General features: G+C 34.2%; 17 protein-coding genes and 2 pseudogenes. 13 read left to right on the forward strand and 6 right to left on the reverse strand.

What is annotated here, in order from left to right:
• The first annotated feature begins 12 nt into the window (after positions 1–12).
• Positions 13–678: a hypothetical protein gene (locus tag RCG22_RS00360; RefSeq protein WP_308105213.1), complete on the forward strand. Its 666-nt coding sequence runs from the start codon at positions 13–15 to the stop codon at positions 676–678.
• A 417-nt stretch (positions 679–1,095) separates the two neighbouring features.
• On the opposite strand, the gene RCG22_RS00365 is transcribed toward RCG22_RS00360, so the two are convergent.
• Both RCG22_RS00365 and RCG22_RS00370 read right to left on the reverse strand, forming a co-directional pair.
• Positions 1,096–2,106: a hypothetical protein gene (locus RCG22_RS00365; protein WP_308105214.1), complete on the reverse strand. Its 1,011-nt coding sequence runs from the start codon at positions 2,104–2,106 to the stop codon at positions 1,096–1,098.
• 76 nt (positions 2,107–2,182) lie between these two features.
• Positions 2,183–2,566 carry a hypothetical protein gene (locus RCG22_RS00370; RefSeq protein ID WP_308105215.1) on the reverse strand — a complete coding sequence of 128 codons (384 nt, stop codon included), beginning with the start codon at positions 2,564–2,566 and terminating at the stop codon, positions 2,183–2,185.
• Between the two features lie 187 nt (positions 2,567–2,753).
• On the opposite strand from RCG22_RS00370, the gene RCG22_RS00375 reads away from it, so the two are divergent.
• Positions 2,754–7,586, forward strand: coding sequence for a DNRLRE domain-containing protein (locus RCG22_RS00375; RefSeq protein ID WP_308105216.1), 4,833 nt, complete (start codon positions 2,754–2,756; stop codon positions 7,584–7,586).
• 259 nt (positions 7,587–7,845) lie between these two features.
• Entirely contained in the window at positions 7,846–8,682 is an 837-nt protein-coding gene (locus RCG22_RS00380; RefSeq protein ID WP_308105217.1) for an Imm26 family immunity protein, read from the forward strand.
• Positions 8,683–9,142: 460 nt separating this feature from the next.
• Here the strand turns inward: RCG22_RS00380 and RCG22_RS00385 are convergent.
• A pseudogene (locus RCG22_RS00385) lies at positions 9,143–9,601 on the reverse strand (recombinase family protein); the annotation flags it as partial.
• An 89-nt stretch (positions 9,602–9,690) separates the two neighbouring features.
• Here RCG22_RS00385 and RCG22_RS00390 point away from each other — a divergent pair.
• From RCG22_RS00390 to RCG22_RS25365, 3 genes are all read left to right on the forward strand, one after another.
• Complete coding sequence (locus tag RCG22_RS00390; RefSeq protein ID WP_308105218.1) at positions 9,691–11,100, forward strand: thioesterase domain-containing protein; 1,410 nt, start codon at positions 9,691–9,693, stop codon at positions 11,098–11,100.
• Between the two features lie 63 nt (positions 11,101–11,163).
• Positions 11,164–11,565 (forward strand): 4'-phosphopantetheinyl transferase family protein, encoded by a 402-nt coding sequence (locus RCG22_RS00395; protein ID WP_308105219.1) that lies wholly within the window; start codon positions 11,164–11,166, stop codon positions 11,563–11,565.
• Positions 11,531–11,872 (forward strand): 4'-phosphopantetheinyl transferase family protein, encoded by a 342-nt coding sequence (locus tag RCG22_RS25365; RefSeq protein WP_374049454.1) that lies wholly within the window; start codon positions 11,531–11,533, stop codon positions 11,870–11,872. Before RCG22_RS00395 ends, RCG22_RS25365 begins: the two co-directional genes overlap by 35 nt.
• A gap of 682 nt (positions 11,873–12,554) precedes the next feature.
• Here the strand turns inward: RCG22_RS25365 and RCG22_RS00400 are convergent.
• Complete coding sequence (locus RCG22_RS00400) at positions 12,555–12,761, reverse strand: hypothetical protein (RefSeq protein WP_308105220.1); 207 nt, start codon at positions 12,759–12,761, stop codon at positions 12,555–12,557.
• Between the two features lie 815 nt (positions 12,762–13,576).
• On the opposite strand from RCG22_RS00400, the pseudogene RCG22_RS00405 reads away from it, so the two are divergent.
• From RCG22_RS00405 to RCG22_RS00415, 3 genes and pseudogenes are all read left to right on the forward strand, one after another.
• Positions 13,577–13,866 (forward strand): annotated as a pseudogene (locus tag RCG22_RS00405) (IS5/IS1182 family transposase); the annotation flags it as partial.
• A gap of 14 nt (positions 13,867–13,880) precedes the next feature.
• The gene (locus RCG22_RS00410; RefSeq protein ID WP_308105221.1) at positions 13,881–15,038 is read left to right on the forward strand and encodes an RHS repeat-associated core domain-containing protein; all 1,158 of its coding nucleotides are present in this window, start codon (positions 13,881–13,883) and stop codon (positions 15,036–15,038) included.
• A gap of 16 nt (positions 15,039–15,054) precedes the next feature.
• Positions 15,055–15,507, forward strand: coding sequence for a hypothetical protein (locus RCG22_RS00415; RefSeq protein WP_308105222.1), 453 nt, complete (start codon positions 15,055–15,057; stop codon positions 15,505–15,507).
• A 357-nt stretch (positions 15,508–15,864) separates the two neighbouring features.
• On the opposite strand, the gene RCG22_RS00420 is transcribed toward RCG22_RS00415, so the two are convergent.
• Positions 15,865–16,026: a hypothetical protein gene (locus RCG22_RS00420; protein ID WP_308105223.1), complete on the reverse strand. Its 162-nt coding sequence runs from the start codon at positions 16,024–16,026 to the stop codon at positions 15,865–15,867.
• Between the two features lie 594 nt (positions 16,027–16,620).
• On the opposite strand from RCG22_RS00420, the gene RCG22_RS00425 reads away from it, so the two are divergent.
• Positions 16,621–17,073 carry a hypothetical protein gene (locus RCG22_RS00425; protein WP_308105224.1) on the forward strand — a complete coding sequence of 151 codons (453 nt, stop codon included), beginning with the start codon at positions 16,621–16,623 and terminating at the stop codon, positions 17,071–17,073.
• Positions 17,074–17,102: 29 nt separating this feature from the next.
• On the opposite strand, the gene RCG22_RS00430 is transcribed toward RCG22_RS00425, so the two are convergent.
• Positions 17,103–17,240, reverse strand: coding sequence for a cytochrome c oxidase subunit 2A (locus tag RCG22_RS00430; protein WP_308105225.1), 138 nt, complete (start codon positions 17,238–17,240; stop codon positions 17,103–17,105).
• Positions 17,241–17,414: 174 nt separating this feature from the next.
• Between RCG22_RS00430 and RCG22_RS00435 the strand changes: the two genes are divergently transcribed.
• The 3 genes from RCG22_RS00435 (at position 17,415) to RCG22_RS00445 (ending at position 20,168) form a co-directional block, all read left to right on the forward strand.
• Positions 17,415–18,416, forward strand: a complete 1,002-nt coding sequence (locus RCG22_RS00435; RefSeq protein WP_308105226.1) for an LLM class flavin-dependent oxidoreductase — start codon at positions 17,415–17,417, stop codon at positions 18,414–18,416.
• A 261-nt stretch (positions 18,417–18,677) separates the two neighbouring features.
• Positions 18,678–19,643 (forward strand): hypothetical protein, encoded by a 966-nt coding sequence (locus RCG22_RS00440; protein WP_308105227.1) that lies wholly within the window; start codon positions 18,678–18,680, stop codon positions 19,641–19,643.
• 33 nt (positions 19,644–19,676) lie between these two features.
• On the forward strand, positions 19,677–20,168 hold the full coding sequence (locus RCG22_RS00445) for an IS200/IS605 family accessory protein TnpB-related protein (RefSeq protein ID WP_308105228.1): 492 nt from the start codon (positions 19,677–19,679) through the stop codon (positions 20,166–20,168).
• The last annotated feature ends 71 nt before the right edge of the window (positions 20,169–20,239 follow it).

The raw sequence follows: 20,239 nt of genomic DNA on the forward strand, positions 1-20,239 counted from the left end.
GGTGAACAGTTTTTGGAGCTATTTGAAGAAATAATCACTAAAGATAGTGATCAAAGTCCTATTGAAGAGAACCATGATCATCCCAAAGTGGTATACGAGAAATTAATTGTTGAAGAATCTGTTGAACGGCAAATATCCTCACTTACACAGTATTTTCTGGCACCCTTTATATTAGTCGATTCAAATGGAATTTTGGATATCCCTGTATTTGATAACGATATTCAAGATATAGTACTCAAAGATATCGCACCTCACTTTAATAGAGTTACAAAAGTTAAAACTAAAAATCAAGTGATATTAAGAGTGCAGAATGTAAGAGAGAGTTCACAAATACAATTTTTAAATCAAATTAAAAATGGCAGAATTAATGAAATTGTAAATGAGATATATTCTAAAGGTACTACCGGCTGGGGAGGGCATTTCACAATAAAAGAATATAAAGTAAACCTTGAAGCTGTAAAAAAATCAATTGATAATGATATTTTACCTATGTGGAATTTTTTTGAACGTTCTTTTGTACAGGCATACCGGAATTTGGTAATATTACCAAATGGATGGGCATTTGATGAATCATTTAAAGATAGGATAACAGTGCAATCTTTTGCTGGTGTCTGTAACTCAATGACGGTAATAGTGAATCAAGAAAATAATATGATTACTTCTATTTTGATTAATTAAATCAATTTCAATAAGAATAAAATCGAATATTCTATACAAATCTAGTTAACAAAAAGCTAACTCTAGGAAGTTGGCAAAACAAAACCCCTTGAGCACCAAGGGGTTTTTGTTTTGCCATTTTTATGGATTATACAGGATTTTAGGGTTCCTACCAACAAAACGCGCAAAACATACACTAAGCAAGTTTAAATAAAAAAACCAATAATTCCAGCTAAGGAATTATTGGTTTTTTTATTTAATATAAGCACAAGGCTAATTGAGATTTTATCATTTTTTTCAAAATAATCTATTATATCTTAAACTTTGCTAATTTTAAGACCCAATGTTAAAGAAATAAAAATGACTAAATTAAAAGAAGACAACAAAAAAGATATTAATTTATATACAACAAATAAGATGAAAAGGAATTTTTTTACATTAATTATTTAAATATATATTGATAATTGGACCTTTTTTATAATGAAATACCTGTTTAGTTTCTTTTGTTTTAAGATTATAGTATTTAACAGATGATGAAGAGCTCATTGGATTATCATCTACTATAAAATAAAAACCATTGTTTATCCGATCAAATATAGGTTGACGAAAATTAAAGTTCTGTTCAGAATCTTGTAATAATAATTCTAAACCATCTCCATTTATATTGAACTTAGCAATTTTCGAAGGTTGTTCTGGTTCAATTCCATCTTTATAGTTTATTAAAATTGTTTTTCCATCATTAGATAATGAGGCACTTTTTACAAATTTTTTTAAAGCTAAGACTTCTTTTTCAACATGCCCATCTTCACTGGCTATTGATAATTTGTATGTTGATGGAACAGGTAACGTTTTATTTTTATTTGCCTTATCAATATTTTTGAATTCTTCTTTTATTGACTTAGTTACTATTAACAATTTATTTGTTTTGGCATTATAGTCAAACCATACAACGGATGTATCCTTATCTTCGGGGTTCCACACATGATACTTCGAATTATGTAAATTATAAGTTGCAATATGGAAATTACGGTCAGAATTTCCAACTAATACTCTCATATAAATAATTTGTTCTGATTGGTTTAAAGCTAAGAAATCAACAAAACTTAAATCTTTTGTAAGTTGTTTACTGATAGTATTTTTAAGTTCTTTTTGGAATAATTGCGTACTATTATCTTCTCCCTTTTGGGTGAAATATACAGTTTTCTTGGTTTTAGAGTACGTTGAAGTTGGATAACCTTCTGTCCCTTTTTTTAATAACAAACTTTTTTCTTTATTATTAATATCTAATCTATATAAATAATGATTAACATTGTCAGCAGCATTAATGTATAAATATTTGTTTTGGTGATTGCTATCGGTTGAGGAAGCCTGACTTTTATTTAAAATAAAAACTAGAATAATCAGGGAAATACTAATTAAAGAAAGTATTATAGTTAATTTATTCTTCATAAATTCACCTCTATATTAACAAACCTCATTCTACAATAGATTGTAAGGATGAGGTTTGTTCCAATTAGTTAAATAGTTAGTAGCTTATTCTTCCGTTAGGAATATAGCCAGCTGATATACTTCCACCTAATTCATTTTGGTATACTGTTGTCATGACATCTAAAATTACCGGATCAAAAAAATTTCCCCAATCCCATTTGTAGAGGGTTACAAATTTAGCCTTATCTTCATTAGAAGTATATATTGGTGTCCCACTTGGGATCAGGGTTCTATAATTATAACCAACTGCACAATCCCATTTTGTTAATACATGATTTTTTTCTGCTATAGCACCGATTCCGTCATAATGACTAATTTTACCTCTTCTAACAGTTGCTGCATCTGATTCTGTAGTTCCTAGAGTAGTAGAAAACAAACCAAATAATAGAGCTAATGGAACTAACTTCTTAAAATAAGACACACTTTACCACTCCCTTTATATAATAGATGTAACATATTAAATTATTCTATAAATATCACCAAAAGCCTCCCAATTATGGAAAAAATTTAAATAATTGCTGTGTGTTTTCCGATTTTTTGTTAAAAAAGTCATCAATTTCTGAACACGCAAATTTTAAGATCGTTTTCTAGCTTTCTATCTCCATCAGGTGTCCATAAGCTATAATAGTACATTTGGAACGACAAGGGCTCTTGCTAGATTCTATCTGCCTAGCCTTCCTAGCAATAGTTCAATTACGAGTGCGACGTTTAATGCGTATCAAACAAATAATGATGGGCAGCAGGTTTCGGTTGATTTATACCGAATCAACAGTGATTGGCCTGCATCTGTAACATGGAATTCACAGCCAGCAACATCAAGTACAAAAGAATCCACTGTGACAAGCAATACGTATAATGCTTATTGGAGCTGGGACATTACAACTCTTGCGAAGGACTGGTATAACGGTTACCAAGCAAATTATGGTTTCATGCTGAAACAACAGAACGAAGCCACATCACCGTATCGTTCTTTTAACAGTGTGAATAGTGGAACAAACACTCCTCGCCTGACAATTAACTATCGAGTAGAGCCCATCGGTGCAGAATCATTTTGGTTAACAACCAATGACGGAGTTAACCCAGCAAATGGAAATCTTTTTTATCAGGAAGCAGATATCGATATTCCAGGGAATGGTCCTGAAGTAAGTCTCACTCGCACTTTTAATAACCGAAAATCACAAACAAAAGGAATATTCGGTTACGGATGGTTTACCAATTGGGAAAGGTATTTATCAGATAAAGGAAGCGGCCCGATCACTTATGTAGATGAAGATAGTACACGCCAAATTTTTGGAGAAAAAGTCGGTGGCGGATATGAATCGCCCGTGGGTATCTATCTTGATTTAGCTAAAAACAGTGATGGCACTTATACGATTACTGATAACGACGGTACTAAAACCAATTTTAATTCCAATCGGAATATCAGTTCAATTGTAGACACGAATGGAAATAAAACTACTTTTATATATGATACATCTGGAAGGTTAACAAAAGTCCAAGATGCATCCTTAAGGGAAACCGCCATCGCTTATGGTACAAATGGATATGTATCCAGTGTGACGGATCCTGCAGGGAGGGTAACTAATTACGAATATGATAACTCTGGTAATCTAATAAAAGTTACAGATGCAAAAGGGAAAACAACTACTTTTACGTATGATACAGATCATAATTTGACTGGGATTATTGATCCAAGCAATATTAAAACTACAATTGTATATGACACATTAGACCGTGTGACCAGTGTTAGTAGACCAATCACAACCAATGGCGTTACCAATACAAGTCAAACAACGTATTCCTATGATACAACGAATCTTGTAACATCAGTAACAGATGGAGAAGGAAAAAAGGTTGACTATACAACAAATCCGAATGGAAATGTTGTAAAAATCACGGAAAACCCGCAGGATGTGTCGAGTAAAGCTGTCACACAATATTGTTATAACGATAATAATGATTTGACGACAGTGATTGATGCGAATCTAAGTAAAGACTCGAGTAATACGTGTAATAATTTTAAAATTAATCCTTCTTTAACAAAAGGTTATGTTTACACATATGACACAAATGGAAATTTAACAGGGGAACAGCTCCCAGATAACCAGAAGGCAACGTATGAATATGATAGCCAGAACAACATAACAAAAGAAACTGATTTCAATCAAAATACTAGTACCAACGATTACGATGGAAATAACAATCAAATGGAAACGACTGATCCAAACATTCAAACGACTGCTGGTCGGTATGACTCAAAAGGGAACCTCCTTTACGATACCCATCCTATGTCAGCGGCCGACAACTTGTTATCAAACTCGAGCTTTGAACTGGATAAGAATAGCGATAACTGGCCAGATGGATGGACTAAGTATATGCAGGACCAAAAAACTGCCACTTTTGGTTGGTCCACTACGAAGAGGTTTGGCATTAAGGCGGTTAGCATTTCCAATCCAACCGGTTGGGCGATTGTCAGCTCCAAGCAGATTAAATATACGGCTGGCGATCAATACATTGCTAGTGCCTATATAAAAACTGAAAACACGGCCGGCACCGCTTTAATGAAAATTGAATACCTGGATACGCAAGGAACTCCAATTGAACCTACATCCTACTCATTTGGTTTGAAGGGTACTCATGACTGGACTAGGGTCCAAGCTGTTGTTTCCGATGTGCCAAGTGGAACGGATTCTATTCGAGTATCTGTTGGTCTTAATGCTGGATCTGGTACTGCTCATTTTGACGGCGTCCAGTTGGAAAAAGGAACCACTCTTTCAGCTTATAACTTGGTTGATAACTCAAGTTATGAAAGAACGGATGCCAATACACCAAGTATGCCTGAAAACTGGGAAACTAGCGGCAATCTTTCTGCCAATGACAAAATCATTCAAAACGTTAATCAAAGTGATGACAACGTTTATATTGGCGAATCTTCTTTCCAAATGACAGGGGAAACTGGAAAGGATAAATTTATCAAACAGCACATTAATATTTCTGGGGATGCCAATACGAAATTGACGTTTTCAGGATGGTCCAAACAAGTGGGAGCAAATCCTAACGGTGGCGATTATGCCCTGCAGGTAGGCATCCATTATACCGATGGAACCGCATTCGATTGGACTAATGCCAACGATTTTAGTAAAACAGCATCTGATTGGCAGCATGTCGCAGCAGAAGTCAATCCTAAAGCGCCGTTTGATTATATTGATGTGTACTATTATTATAAAAACCAGACTGGAACTGCATGGTTTGATGCGATGCGTCTTGAACTTGGAGCGTCCATTACCTCCAACACTTATGATGCAGGGGGAAATTATGTAACAAGTATCAAAGATCCGCTTGGAAATGCCATTACGTTCGGTTATGATGCTGTTGGTAATCGTACTAGCGTTAAAGATGCAAAAGCACAAACGACTTCGTTTGCATATGATGGTCGTAATTTACTGACGAAAGTTACTGATACAAAAACGGGAATTACTTCTTATGGTTATGATGCAAATGGAAACCGTACAAGTGTTACCGATGCGAAAGGCAATGTAACTAATTATGGTTATAATGAGTTTAATCATTTATCTAAAATTACAAACCCGTTAAACCAGATTACCCAATTTAATTACGATAAAAATGGGAACCAAACAAAGATCGTATACCCAAAAGGGGATTCGATTACTAGCACGTATGATGATTTAAATCGTTTAAACGCTACCTATGTCAATAGCGTAAAAAAATGGGATTTTGTTTATGATGCGAATAAAAATTTAACTTCAGTTACAGATGCATTAGGCAAACAAACTACCTTTACCTATGACAGTAATAATCGATTGACCAAGGAATCTCGTGATTCTTTTCCGATCGATTACATTTACGATTCTAATAGTAATCCTAATTCTGTAAAATTCCCATCAGGGACAACAACTGTTTCTTTAGATTATGCTTATAACAAGTTAAATCAACTAATTTCGTTAGCAAGAAACGGTTCGAATCGAGCAAAGTTTGTCTATGACGAACGCGGGAATGTAACTTCCGTTAAACGAGCAAACAATTCCTATGCTTCCCTTCAATATGATAGTAGCAATCGCATAAACGAATTGAAAAATTACAAAAATACTGGGGACATATTAGACTCTTATAAATATAGCTATGACCCCAATGGAAACCAAACAAGCGTTGTAACAGATAAAGGGACAATGTCCTATGAATACGATGCTCTAAACCAATTAACGAAAGAATCGTTAACGGATGGAACTACAATTTCATATGAATACGACGCAGTTGGCAACCGTACAAAGAAAATTGAGACAAAAGATACTTCTTCTACAACAACGACTTATTCATATAGTGCCGCAAATGAGTTAACCGGTGTTAACAGCCTAGCGTATACGTATGACCAGAATGGTAACCTTACGAACGACGGCGATAAAACATTTGTTTACAATGAAAATAACCAGCTGATCGAAGTAAAAGACCAGAATGGAAGCTCTTTGGCTAAGTTTACTTACGACTACAAAGGTAACCGTACAAGTATGACAACATCAACTGGTACAACAAACTTCTATTATGCCGGTGATAAAGTTATCGCTGAGAAAGATGCAAGTACCAATGTAATTGTAGAATATTCCTGGGATGATCAAGGTAATCCAGTAACAATGGTTAAGGGTGGAAAAACATATTATTATCATTTGAACGGGCATGGAGATGTAACAGCTCTAACAGATGAGAACGGAAATATAGTAGCCCAATATCAATATGATGCGTGGGGAAATATAACTTCTTCAACAGGAACAATGAAAGATATTAACCCTTATCGCTACGCAGGTTATCGTTTTGACCAGCAAACAGGTTTATATTATTTAATGGCCCGTTACTATAATTCGAGCCTAGGACGGTTTATAACAGAGGATACGTACAAAGGGAAGTTAGATGACCCACTTAGTATGAATCTATATGCATATACCGATAATAACCCATTAATATATACTGATTCTAGCGGACATTGCTTTTGGGATGCCTGTGTAATAGAAGGTTCTGTCGTATATGCTACAGTTGCCGGATTAGCTGCAGTTGGAGCTGGAATTGGAGTAGGACAATTAATTAGCAGATCTAATAATGACCCAGCAACAGGTATAATTTATATGAGAAGAGTTGTCGCTGGTCCAAGAGGAACTGTAGGGTTAAAGTATGTTGGAAAATCTAAAAGTCCAACTTCTTATTCAAGCCGTATGGCGGCACATAAGTCTAACGGCAAAAAGGTAGGTTTAACATATGGATTTGCTAGGTTGAAGCAAAATATAAGATTGAGCCAATTAAGTTGGTGGGAACAACATTATATTAATATGCATGGTGGTGCCAAGAGCATGAATGGTACATTACAAAATAAAATTAACGCTATTTCACCAAAGAAATGGAGTGACCTTGGTGGGGAAACCTATGTAAGATGGTAAATAATATTTTGGTAGAAATTGGTTCCCTGCTTTTTAAGGACAAGTAATTTTTCAAAATTAAATAATTATAAGTTCTTGACTAACTAATCAATTTTTATCCTATATTTAAATCACACACCTTTTCAAGAACTGAGCGACAAGAATTTCAATTGTCGCCGGTTCTTTTTTATATTCATGAATGGTATCGAGATTTAAATGAATCTTGATTCGTATGAATGTATAATTTTTCTTTGAAAAATAAAAAAACGGAGGATTAGTTATGGTTATAAATGAAAATTGCACTGTAGAAGTAGGGGTTGTAAAAATTAATTTACCTAGCGTTGGCTACCAAAATTTTTTGATTGCCCAAAGTTTGGCAGAAGAATTTGGCCTTGAAACGAATTATGAAGCTGAACAAAAATTACGTGAAGCATTAAAAAGATATAATAATGAAGTTTATAAAAAAATTAAAATTGATGCTGAAGCTGGTTGTATTTTTATAACTTCAAACCCTAAACATGGTGAACATATTCTTGAAGTCGCAATTCTTATAAATCAATTATTAATTCCTCTATATCACCAAGTGCTAAATGATGAAGATGTAGAAAAAATTAGAAACATTCTGATTCATTGGAAACGCCCGAAACCTCAAAAATGGAAAGATGGAGATGTTTTTTCCATACCTTTATCTAATGGTTCCTATGGTTATGGACAGATATTATGGCATAAAGGTAAAAAATCAGTAACTTGTGCTATATTAAAAATGAACAGTGAGAATATTTTGTCAGTCGAAGAAATCATTCAATCAATCGTGATATCTGTAATTACTACTCGTTCAGAAGATTTAGACGAAGGAAAGTGGAAAATAATTGGTAATGTTCCGTTGATGATAAAAGAAGAAATGGTACCCTGGGAACATAGTGGGAAACCCGGAGTTGGCTCGAAGATTTACCAAGAATTAATATTAGCCAGTTTAATTGAAGCATTTTTTGCTATAAAGCCATGGAACTTTTTGAACTTTAAAGATAGCTTTATGGATACTCTCCTATTGCCTGGTATAAATCGACCTAGTAATGTTATTTATCTAACAAAAGAACAAAAAAGGTTAAATAGATGAACAATTAAGAAAGTTGATGATGGGGTACCGCCAACAAGCGTGGAAAGCTGTCGGTACCCCTAAAAGAGATTTACGCAATTACAGAGGTTAGCCAGGCAGCATTTTATCGAAAGATAAAAGAAATAGAATAAGATATGTCATAAAATTTGGAAATTTCTTCTTATGTGTCCCCTTAATCCTCGAATCGTTTCCGTTCCCCTGTAACGAAAGTCTAAAAAATTTTCACCTGTAATGAGTGGCCCCAAAAAGAACGAATTCTTGCCGTACCCCGTTTAGAGAATTGGAAAAATTTCTGTCTAATTCAGTCCCCTTTGTAGACGCCATAAAAGCAGTCGTATCAATGGATTTAGAGAATAAAAACGCCTAGCGTTTACACAGATGAAATGCGTTTATTAAGGCTTAGTGACAGGGTCCCTGCTGTAGACCGCAAAGTAAAATTGAAGAAATAATAAAACGCGCCCTATTTTTTTATTTCTTCAAGCCTTCTTCTGTTGACTGCTCTATATAAGGAACCTTGAGATATTCCAGTTGTTGAGACTATCTCCTTTATAGAATACTCTTCACTATCATACATCCGTAGCGCAACAGCAAGCTTTTCTTTATCCAATTTGGGTCTACCTAATGTTTTTCCACGTCCTTTACTTGCTTCGAGTCCTTCCTTTACTCTCTCAGCAATAAGGTTTCTTTCTAATTCAGCAATGACGCACATCATTTGGAACATGGCTTTGCCCGTAGAAGTTCTTGTATCCATATTTTCTTTTAAAGAAATGAATTGCACCCCCATCTCTTCTAACTGTTGAATAATGTTGAGGATATCCAATGTTTTACGTCCTAAACGGGAGATGCTCTCCACTACAACTGTATCGCCTTTCCGGATGACATCAAAAAGTTGATGAAGTCCTTTTCGATCTTTAACCGTAAGGTTTAACGCTTGATAAATTCATAGAAAATCCATTTGATAAAAATGGCGGGAAACTATATAAAACAGGAGATAAAGCAAAGTATACAATGGCTGAAGAAATTATTTTTTTAGGAAGAGTAGATGATCAAGTTAAAATAAGAGGATTCAGAGTTGAGATAAATGAAGTTGAAAACGCTATAAAAAACTACGCAGAAATAATCCAAGTAAGCGTTATTGTTAAAGGGGAAGAATACAACGAGAAAAAATTAGTTGCTTTTATTACAGTTAATAAATTGGAGATTTTTTCATTGAAAAAGTTGAAAAATCACTTAAAAGGTTTTTTACCGCAATATATGATTCCTACAAAATTTGTAGTTTTAGATAAAATGCCTATAACAAAAAATGGCAAGGTTGATAAAAACGCTTTACATGCTAATAATTCGGATGCTTTAGCAGTAGTTAATTCAGAATTTGATTTACCAACCACAATAACTGAAAAGAGACTTTGCGAAATATGGGAGGATTTATTAGAAGTAAAATATATAGGAATAAACGATGACTTTTTTGAAATAGGAGGTCATTCACTATTAGCTACTCAACTTCTGACCCGGATTAGAAGCGAGTTTAAAGTGCTACTTGATTACAAAGTTTTATTTAGAGATTTAACAATTTGTAATTTGGCCAATGAAATTAATAATCAGATTAAAAAATATGGAGAATTAACTCAACTTGGTAATAATTCAAAGTATGAAAACGAAGAGATTGGTATACTAATGCAAAGAGGAGAATCAAATATAGCTCCTGTTATCTTTATACATCCCTTAAGAGGGGGATTACTATGTTTTTCTAAATTAATACCATCTCTAGAATTCAATGGAATTATATTTGGTGTAGAATCTATTGGTTATAGCACTGATAGAGATTCGCTTTCTAATGTCATGGAAATGGCAGAGATTTATACTAAAAGAATACTTGATTTAGGAATTAAAGATAATTGTACGTTAATTGGATATTCTTTTAGTGGTATTATAGCTTTAGAAGTGGCGAGAAATCTTGAAAGACTGGGTAAAAAGATAAATTCTTTGATTTTACTTGATTCCCATACCTTTACACAAAGTGTAAAAGAGGAAGCAAATAATTCATTGAGAAGTTTTTTAGCACATAAAAAACTAATGAAAAGTGATAATTCATCACTCGATGTTATATATTCGGAGATAACAAGATTAATTGGTTATAATATTCCTAAGAATAAAATTTCTATTGAACGTGATTTAAAGGTCCGTACAGCAAATCTAAAAGCGATTGTTGACTATGAAATAAATCCAGAAAAAATTAACTCTGATATTTATCTTTTTAGAGTTCGTGATAACCCAAACTCTGATGAGTTATATAATCAATGGAAAACAGCCACTAAAGGCAACTATGTCGAACAATTTATATCCGGTTCACATTTGACTATAGTAGAATCTCCTTTTGTAGAATCTTTGGCTAAAAAAATCGATGCTTACCTACCTTAATTAATTCCAATGACGGAATATTCTTATTTTAAATTAACCTATTACAGATAAGAGTGAGATAACATGACAGAAACAGCAGAAGTGCAATTATTTGCTATAAACACTAAAGAATTAACAATAGATTTTTACTATTCAGATGTAACAAATTATCTTCCTATAAATGAAATCGAGAAGATAGGAAAGAAAAAAAAACATAAAGATTTATTAAATAGCCTTATAGGATATTTAATAATTACCGGCTATCTATGTAAATATGCAGGAGTGAGGAGAGAACGAATTGAATTTCATAGGAATCAATGGGGAAAACCTTTTCTTAAAAATGATTTAAAGTGGAAGGGGAGTTTTAATATCTCTCATTCCAATGACTGGGTGATTTGTGGTATATCTAATTCTCAAATTATAGGTGTTGATATTGAAAAAAAAAATTCCCATGAGCATCTATTCTTTAAATTATTGTTTTACTGAAAGGGAAATAAGACAAACATTGGATTCAACTTATTCTTTTAACCCTATTAATCATTGGACCCTTAAAGAGTCATTTTTGAAAGCAATAGGGACAGGTTTACAAAGAGACTTGAAATCTTTTGAGGTAATAATGGAAAATGAATCTTTTCATCTATACGATATCAAAAGGAAAAAAAAGGATAATTGTTATTTCCAAACTTTTACGTGGGAAGAGGAATACTACCTTTCTATATGTTCAAATCAACCGTTTTTATTATCTAATATAAAAAGAGTGCGATTAGAAGAAGTCCTAAATTGGTTTGATTAATTACTAGAGTCTTGTATTTTTAAAAATTAGCCCTAAAAAAGACCACACTAATTTTATGGGTAACATTATTTAGTTTTTTATGGTGACAAATTTAGACATTTCAGTATTTAAGCCAGAGGTCTTTGAGAAATTCCTTTCTCATAAACATAGAGAATCAACTGGCCGAGATGTTCCCTTTGGATTCGGTGGACATTGTCTCCAATTGTGACAATGCCTTCTTTTTTTACTCTTTCCTCTGATATTCGAGGAAGTTATAGGTTAGAAATTGCAGACACCAATAACGTTCACTCTATCCCTTTGTACGAAAGCAATTGATGATGGTCGAAACCGGGTAAATCCTTAAAATAACGGTATCCAGTCTCAATGTTCCAACGCACTTCTTAGTAGCACATGATCGTCACGAAATCCAGGCCGCTATTGTACACCGGAGACAAAACGGTTACCCTTTATTAAGTCATAATTGTCCTCCCAGGATACAAGGATTGTGGCATTTTCCGTATCACTGAGATTGCCTTCATAAGATATGTTTTATATCGGTGATGTCCCACCGTGACGGGGCGAAGGACATCAGCATGGAAATAATCAGAGATAAATTTGGAAAATTAAATTCCAATCCCTGCTGATAGACTTTTCGATTGGTCCGCAAACCGCCCAAAGGTGGTACCCTTTTGTGCTGCATGTATCAATCAATTTTTTGCTGGAATTCCAACTGTCCAACAAGACATAAACTTTCATTTGATAGTGATTCGTACTGGTCAATTAACTCAATGGCCAAATCATTTTTGCTTTTAAACATAAGTCCATTTTCTTTAAAGTAGTAGTCCCTGAAGTAAGAGCGATAATCAAAGGCATATGAATATCCTTCGCTAACAACGTGTGTAGAGACCATGCAATGTGACCAAACACTTTTCCAGTCGGAGTAGGAAAAGTGAAAATCCACCCCTCCATCTTGCGGGTAGTTATGTCCCTTTTTAATTGGGTGTCATCGATAGTTAGAAAGTGATCGCTCTTGTACCACCTAACATAGCACGAATCTTTTTGATTTTATCCATCATAAACTCTGAATGTGTCGCCGATTCGCACGGTTAGGGCACCAGGGAGATTCATCCAGAAATTTGGTCATACAGCTTAAGTGACGAGTTTCATGGTGGGCCTCCGTATTTGGAAGACTGTCTTCTTTCCGTCTGTCAGAATGTTTCCATGAATAAACATAAACACATGATGGTTTTGTAGTTTGGAAAATCCAAGGCCTAAAGCAATAATAAAATTGACTATATAAGAATAGAAGGTTACCATTAAAATGACATCCCCCTTATGGATTTGGGTTGTGGTAACATGATTCAACATAAGATTTGGGATGTCCCTTTTTATTTTTCCTGTTCGACAAAGAATCCAAAGAATATAGGCAAATTGACAAGATACATCATGACAAAAATTTTGCAAGACTCAAGTTAATTATATAAAAATCTAAAGTTGTTGATATTTTAAGTGTAAAATAACCAAAAAATAGAGCATCTCCCCATCATTTATAACGAGAATTATAACACACTCGTTAATAGACTGGAGAGATGCTCTATTTTTTGTATTATACACAAGAATGCCTGTTTGATTTACAAGATATATTTGGCGATTCTCTTTTATTCTAACGCTCATTCTCCTTTAGGAAAATATATTCTTCCTCAATTTTTACAATAACAACATACCATTGAAGCCACACACTTTGAAGTACGGGAACAGGTGCCTCCAAAGGATGAAAAACCTAAAGATGAACCCAAGAAACGTGATCGTAAGTCCAAGGAGGAACGAGAACAATGGTTGATTGAAAAAAAAAGCTGAACGCAAAGCCAGTCTCCTCTTTTTGAAAAAAAATTGAAGAACAGTTGGACGTTCCTTTAGCCGATCTTCGTGCTGGGATTCCAAAAGATCCCCAATGAGATGTGAAGAAGAATAGCGAAGGAGAAAAGTTCTTTTGGTACGGCTATAAGGACAATATGATCAGCTAAATCAATTGAAACAAGAGACTTTATTAGATGGAACGACGATTTCCTATGAATACGATTCTGTAGGAAATCGGACGAAAAAAACCATTACGAAAGGTACTAGTTCCACCATCACCACCTATGACTTTAATCAAGCAAATCAAATAATATCTGAAAATAACCAGTCATATATATACGATTTAAGTGGGAACTTGGTGGATAATGGGAAATTTTTATTTACTTTTAATCCGGATAATCTTCTAATTGAAGTAAAAGAGAAAGCTATAGGGAACACAAAAGCTTCCTTCACTTACGATTATGAGGGTAGACGTAAAACAATGACTACATCAAGTGGAACTATATCTTTTCATTATGATCAAGTAGGTAATGTTATTTTTGAAACAGATCAAAATGGAACCATTCTTGTGGAATACACTTGGGATAATAAAAACCGACCTGTGACAATAATCAAAAATAGTGTTACCTTTTACTACCATTTAAATGGTCATGGTGATGTAATAGAACTAACGGATAAAGACGGCAATAGTGTAGCAGCATATACGTATGATGCATGGGGTAATATAATTTCTAAAACAGGTACAATGGCGTCATCCAATCCTTATCGTTATGCAAGTTATCGATACGACGAGGAAATAGGATTATATTATTTATTAGCTAGGTATTATAATCCTAATACCGGTGTATTTTTATCTTTTGACCCAGAACTAGGGGATGAAATCTATCCTTTAACTCTAAATGGGTATAACTATGTAAGTAATAATCCAATAATGTTATTTGACCCTGATGGAAGGAAAGAAATGAGTGATGTAGGTGGAGGAGGATTTGGTGGATCTTTTGGATTTAGAGTTAGAGGAACTGTTCGTTTACCTAGGCCGAAACCAGTAAATTTACCATCATATAAAAGAATAAAGATTGACATGGAAGAGGTCATATCTGGACATACAAAAGGGGGTTATAGAGCTAAACAAAGCAAAATAAAAGATTTATTTCCAGATAATATGAGTAAAAAGCGAATCGAGAAGGCGATAAAAAATGCTTATAAAAACGGGAAGAAGATAAAAACCCAGGATCATAGGGTCAAAGTTCAAGGTAAAAGCAATGGTATGAAAATAGAAATGTGGGTAAATACAAAAACAAAAACTATAGAAACAGCTTATCCCAAATAATAAGTGAGGTTTTATTATGGTAGAAAAAGCGGATATTATTGTTAATTTTAATAGCTTATGTATTAGTAGTCGGAAATCTATCACTGGAGAAATTTATTTTTTGATTGGGGATCGTTATTTTCCTGAAGAGGGATGGAATGATTTTGTTATTATCATACTGAGTTGGTGGCACAAAGCATTAATAAATATAAAAAACAGTCAAACTAATACTACACATGAATTTGATTTTATGGATGGTCCATTGGTAGTAAAGGCTACTAAAATTTCCGAAAATAATTTAAAATTAGATTTTATAAAAGAAAATAGTGACACTCAAGAAATTTTCTTTACTAGTATAAGTAATTTTTTTCAGCTAGAAAAATCATTAATGGATGTTACAAAAAGACTTTTAAAAGAGATTAATTTAAAAGGGTGGCACTCAGACGAAATTGAAGAGTTAGAAAAAATGTTCAATATTTTAAAAGGTTAGTCGAATGTTTAAAGTATCCTAAAAGTTTTGGCATCCTTTTGTAGTCTCGTTACCTGCCGCCACCCGGGGATGTAGAATTCTGTCTAAGTTGAAAGAGTCAAAGCCGTCAAAAATAGGACGGTTTTGACTCTTTTTTTCATAAATGGAATAAACTAAACAAAGTGTGTTGAGAACATTCGTTTACAAACTACAAGTGGTAACAGGTAAATTCGAATTCAACAGGGTGGTCGCTCGTTTATCAGACGATTAATTTCACTTTTCAAGAAACGAATGTATTCAGCGGCTATGTCAAAACAGCGGCAACGACTGGAAAAGCCTATCTCAAAGTAGAATACTTTGAGATAGGCTTTTCCAGTACTAGGAGGGGGCAAAGAAACTCCTATGGGTTGATTTGTTTTTATCTTCCTTTTCTTCGATTTCCTCAATACAAATTTCAAGTATATCCGTGATAATTCCATATCGTTTCTTATTTCTTTGAATTTGGGCTACCATATAAGCAACCGTGGTAACGATAAGCATTATTAGTAAGAAATAATCAGAACTCCTAACAAGGGATATTTCAAAACTTTTTTTCAGAACATATTCTCTTAAGACCAATATTACAAATGATGAAAACATTGTCATTAATGCTGTCCAGTAAATTTGATCGGAATTTTCATTGGAAAGTTGTTTATAGTATGCTTAATATAATTTTAAAGTTTCTTTATTTCCGCGAGTTAAATTTATAAATGTATTTTTTACTATTTGTAAATTCTCTAAAGTTTTATATTTAACTTTTTGAGAACTAAGAAGATAAATAAGGAACTCATCATAATTTGTTAAATTGTCAAGCCATTGATAAATGCTTATTTTTCTATGTATCCAATTTAATGGAATTTCAATTTTTGTAATCAAAATTAATACTACCCAATACATATAAATAGCTAACAATGTGATAACCCACGTTATAATAATTTTTGGGCTGTGAAAAAGTCCAAAAAAGAATAAAATCAAACCTGGAATGCCAATTAGGTAAAATATGAATTATTCAAATAAAGTTGAGCTAAAGCTTCGCAATGAGAATGGAAAACGTTTGTAGATGTAGTCAATGCAGAAAAACAATTAAAGGAATTTATGAATTCAAAAGAGAGATGTGTATTAATTACAGGGACACATCAATTTCAGAAACACGTTTTAGCTCTTCGAACTGTGGTGGAATGTGCCAATAAATCAAACATCCTTCTTAGAGTAAACGCTATGAATAATCTCGATACAATTTTAGAATCTAATAAGAAATTTAAATCAGGAATACCTTATAAAACTGGAAGTACTAATAACTTATATATTGATACAATTAAGTCAACTACTTGGAATAATAATCCATACAATATCGATTACGCAGTTCTTTATCCTTTAGATTCTGTAGGTAAATCGAGTAGTCAAAAAGAAATAATGGATGATTTTAATATAAGACATGTAAAAAAAATATTCTTAGTAAGTTGGACAGATACTCATGATTTTTCTTGGGCAAATAAATATATAGATTGTCATGTTGTTTACGACGTAGAAGAGGAAGATCCGGAATAAAATCCTCCTGTAATTTCTTAGAATAGGAATCATCTATTGATATAGATATAAAACATTACGATCCAGAAGAGTAGAATGAGGAACCCAATAATCAAAACCGAAAAAAACGTCCCTCGTAATTCTTCCTTATTCGTCGCATCGGAGGTTGTTTTACCCTGTTGCGTCATGATACCACCCCTTCCATTATTTACCCACTAATCAGTTATTTACCAAAAAGGTAGTTTTCATAATTTTATTTGGAAAGTTTTTCTAGAAAGAAAGGGTGGTAAGCATTTATTTTTGATTTCTGCCTTCCTATTGTTACTATAGTAGTAATCTCTAATGGGAAAGGAATTGCTAAAATGGCAACAATTAATATACCTGTATCTGTTTTGAATTTAGCACCGATCCGAAATGGGCAAAGTTCTAGTCAAGCGATTGAAGCTATGGTCGATCTTGCGCAAGCCGTCGAAAAAATGGGCTATCAACGCTATTGGATTGCAGAACATCATAATACCGCTACACTTGTCAGTTCAGCGACATCCATTTTAATCAAACATGTATTAGAACATACGAGTACTATTCATGTTGGTTCTGGGGGGATTATGCTGCCGAATCATTCACCGCTCGTGGTGGCTGAACAATTTGGAACCATGGCAACGATTTATCCGAATCGTGTCGACCTCGGACTGGGCCGGGCTCCTGGTACAGATATGATGACAGCAAGCGCCTTAAGGCGTTCAAAAAATGATTCTGTCTATACGTTTCCAGATGATGTCCAAGCATTGCTAACTTATTTCGGCCCGGGAGAGAAGCAAAGCTATGTGAAAGCCTATCCTGGAGTTGGCACGAATATACCGATTTATATCCTTGGATCATCGACTGATTCCGCTTATCTAGCGGCAAGCTTGGGACTTCCGTATGTATTTGCGTCCCACTTCGCACCAAGATACATGGAAGAAGCAATCTCGATTTATCGGAGTCGATTCCAGCCCTCTGAATATTTAGATAAGCCATATATGATGGTCTGTTTAAATGTCATTGCTGCCGAAACGGATGAAGAGGCTCAATTTCTATCAACCACGATGCAGCAATTTTTCCTAAATGTCGTTCGTGGTACCCAAAATCCGTTACAACCGCCTGTTGAAAATCTGGATGAGATTTGGACCCCGATGGAAAAAGAAATGGCCGCATCGAAGCAAAGTGTAACATTGTTAGGAAGCAAGGAGACGGTCAAACTGCAGTTGACAAAGTTCCAGGAGTATTATCATGTCGATGAACTCATGGCCGTATCGTATATTTATGACACGGAGAAACAAAAACGTTCGTATGAAATATTAAAAGAAGTAGTCGACGGCAAATAAGCCAAAACATCTTGAAATGTAAAGTAAATGCACATCAAAATTTCACCGCAATTGCGGTTTTTTTTATTTGCAAAAGATACTATTCAGAAAAATTATCAAAAAGTAGCGTAAAACCCCTAGCTTTAGATATGGGGATATAAGCTGTATTTTTGTTCGTTTTTTTAGGATAATGTAAGTAATTTACTATACATTCTATAAAATTCTTTGGTATAATGGGGATGAAATTAGAACATTTGTTCTTTAGAGGAAGGGGTGAACAAAATGTATCGATCCTATAAAATACAAATTCATACGGAACATGAATTGTTCGACTACTGTGACTCCCTCTGTTTTAAAGCGAAAAATTTGTACAATATCACCAACTTCTATATTAGGCAGGTGTACACAGCTTTAAAAAAAGAAACAAGAAATGAAAATCAACTTCAAGTTCTAACAGATATTCAAGACCATTTACCTCAAATGAATAAAATTCGTCTAAAAAGTTTTGAGAGAGCCAAATCTAAGCCTAAAAAAGTTGATCATAATGGTCATGTTTTGGAGCCAAAACTGAAGCAATTTGAAATGCCCCATCCAGAGAAAGCCTTCCTTTCCTATAACTTTGTAGAAGCACTATTTAAAGTGATGAAACAAATCGATTACATTTCTATGCCCTCTCAATCCAATCAACAAACCATGAAAAAGGTTTATGATGATTGGAAAAGCTTTTTCGAAGCCTCAAAGAAATATAAAACCCAGCCTGCTAGCTTTTCAGGAAAACCAAAGATTCCTAAGTTTAAACCGAAAAATGGACGGACGACCTGTTATTTAACCAATCAAATTATTAAAATTAAAAGTGGAGATATGCTTACATTACCAGGAACTCCTCTTAAATTAAAACTGGGTAAAATCGCACATATAGATGGTAAACTACAACAAGTGCGGATTGTCCCGTCCTATGGTCGGTATGTCATGGAAGTCGTTTTTAAAAGTGAACAGGAAAAGGAGATCAAGCGATCAGAAAAACAAGTAAATGAGTGGATATTTGAGCCGAAACGAGTAATGGGTATTGATTTGGGCGTAGATAACCTGGCAACTATCATCGATAACACGGGGCTAATGCCTCTGCTTATCAAGGGCAAATGGTTAAAATCGATCAATCAATACTATAACAAATTAAGAGCCAAATACATGAGTATCCTTCGAAATGGAAAAGGACCAAAGGAAGGGAAGTTTCACACGGCAAGATAAATTTCCTTAGATCGAAAAAGAAATAATCGAGTCATGGATTTTTTACATAAAGCCAGTGTAAAAGTGGTGGAGATTGCTAGAGAAAGAACCATTGATACGATCATCATTGGAAAAAATGAGGGTTGGAAGATGGAGGTTGATATGCAAAAGACGAATAAACAAACCTTCATACAAATCCCATATGCCAATTTCATAGGAATGATTCGATACAAAGCAGAAAGACAGGGAATTCAAGTCATTGTCCGAGAAGAAAGCTATACCTCCAAGTCTAGTTTCTTGAATCAAGACCCGATTCCAACCTACGGGGAAGAACACCATAATAATTTTAGCGGGTATAGAAGCAGTCGTTCTTTTTACAAGATCAAAGGTTCTAAGATTCTGATCCATGCGGATGTGAATGGTGCTTTTAATATTGTCCGTAAGCATACAAAGGATGTCTTCGAAGGAATGGAGAGAAAACAGTTCCTCCAATCCCCACGAAAGATAATCATCATAAAGATAAGAAAGGCAAAGCTGAAGGCCTAGGCCTGATGTAGTAGCGGGACTTGTGGTAGCCCTCGTAAAGACAATGCGGCTTTAAAGCCTATTCTTTCGAA

This window comes from Neobacillus nitrireducens (assembly GCF_030915405.1).
Classification (GTDB): Bacteria; Bacillota; Bacilli; order Bacillales; family Cytobacillaceae; genus Neobacillus.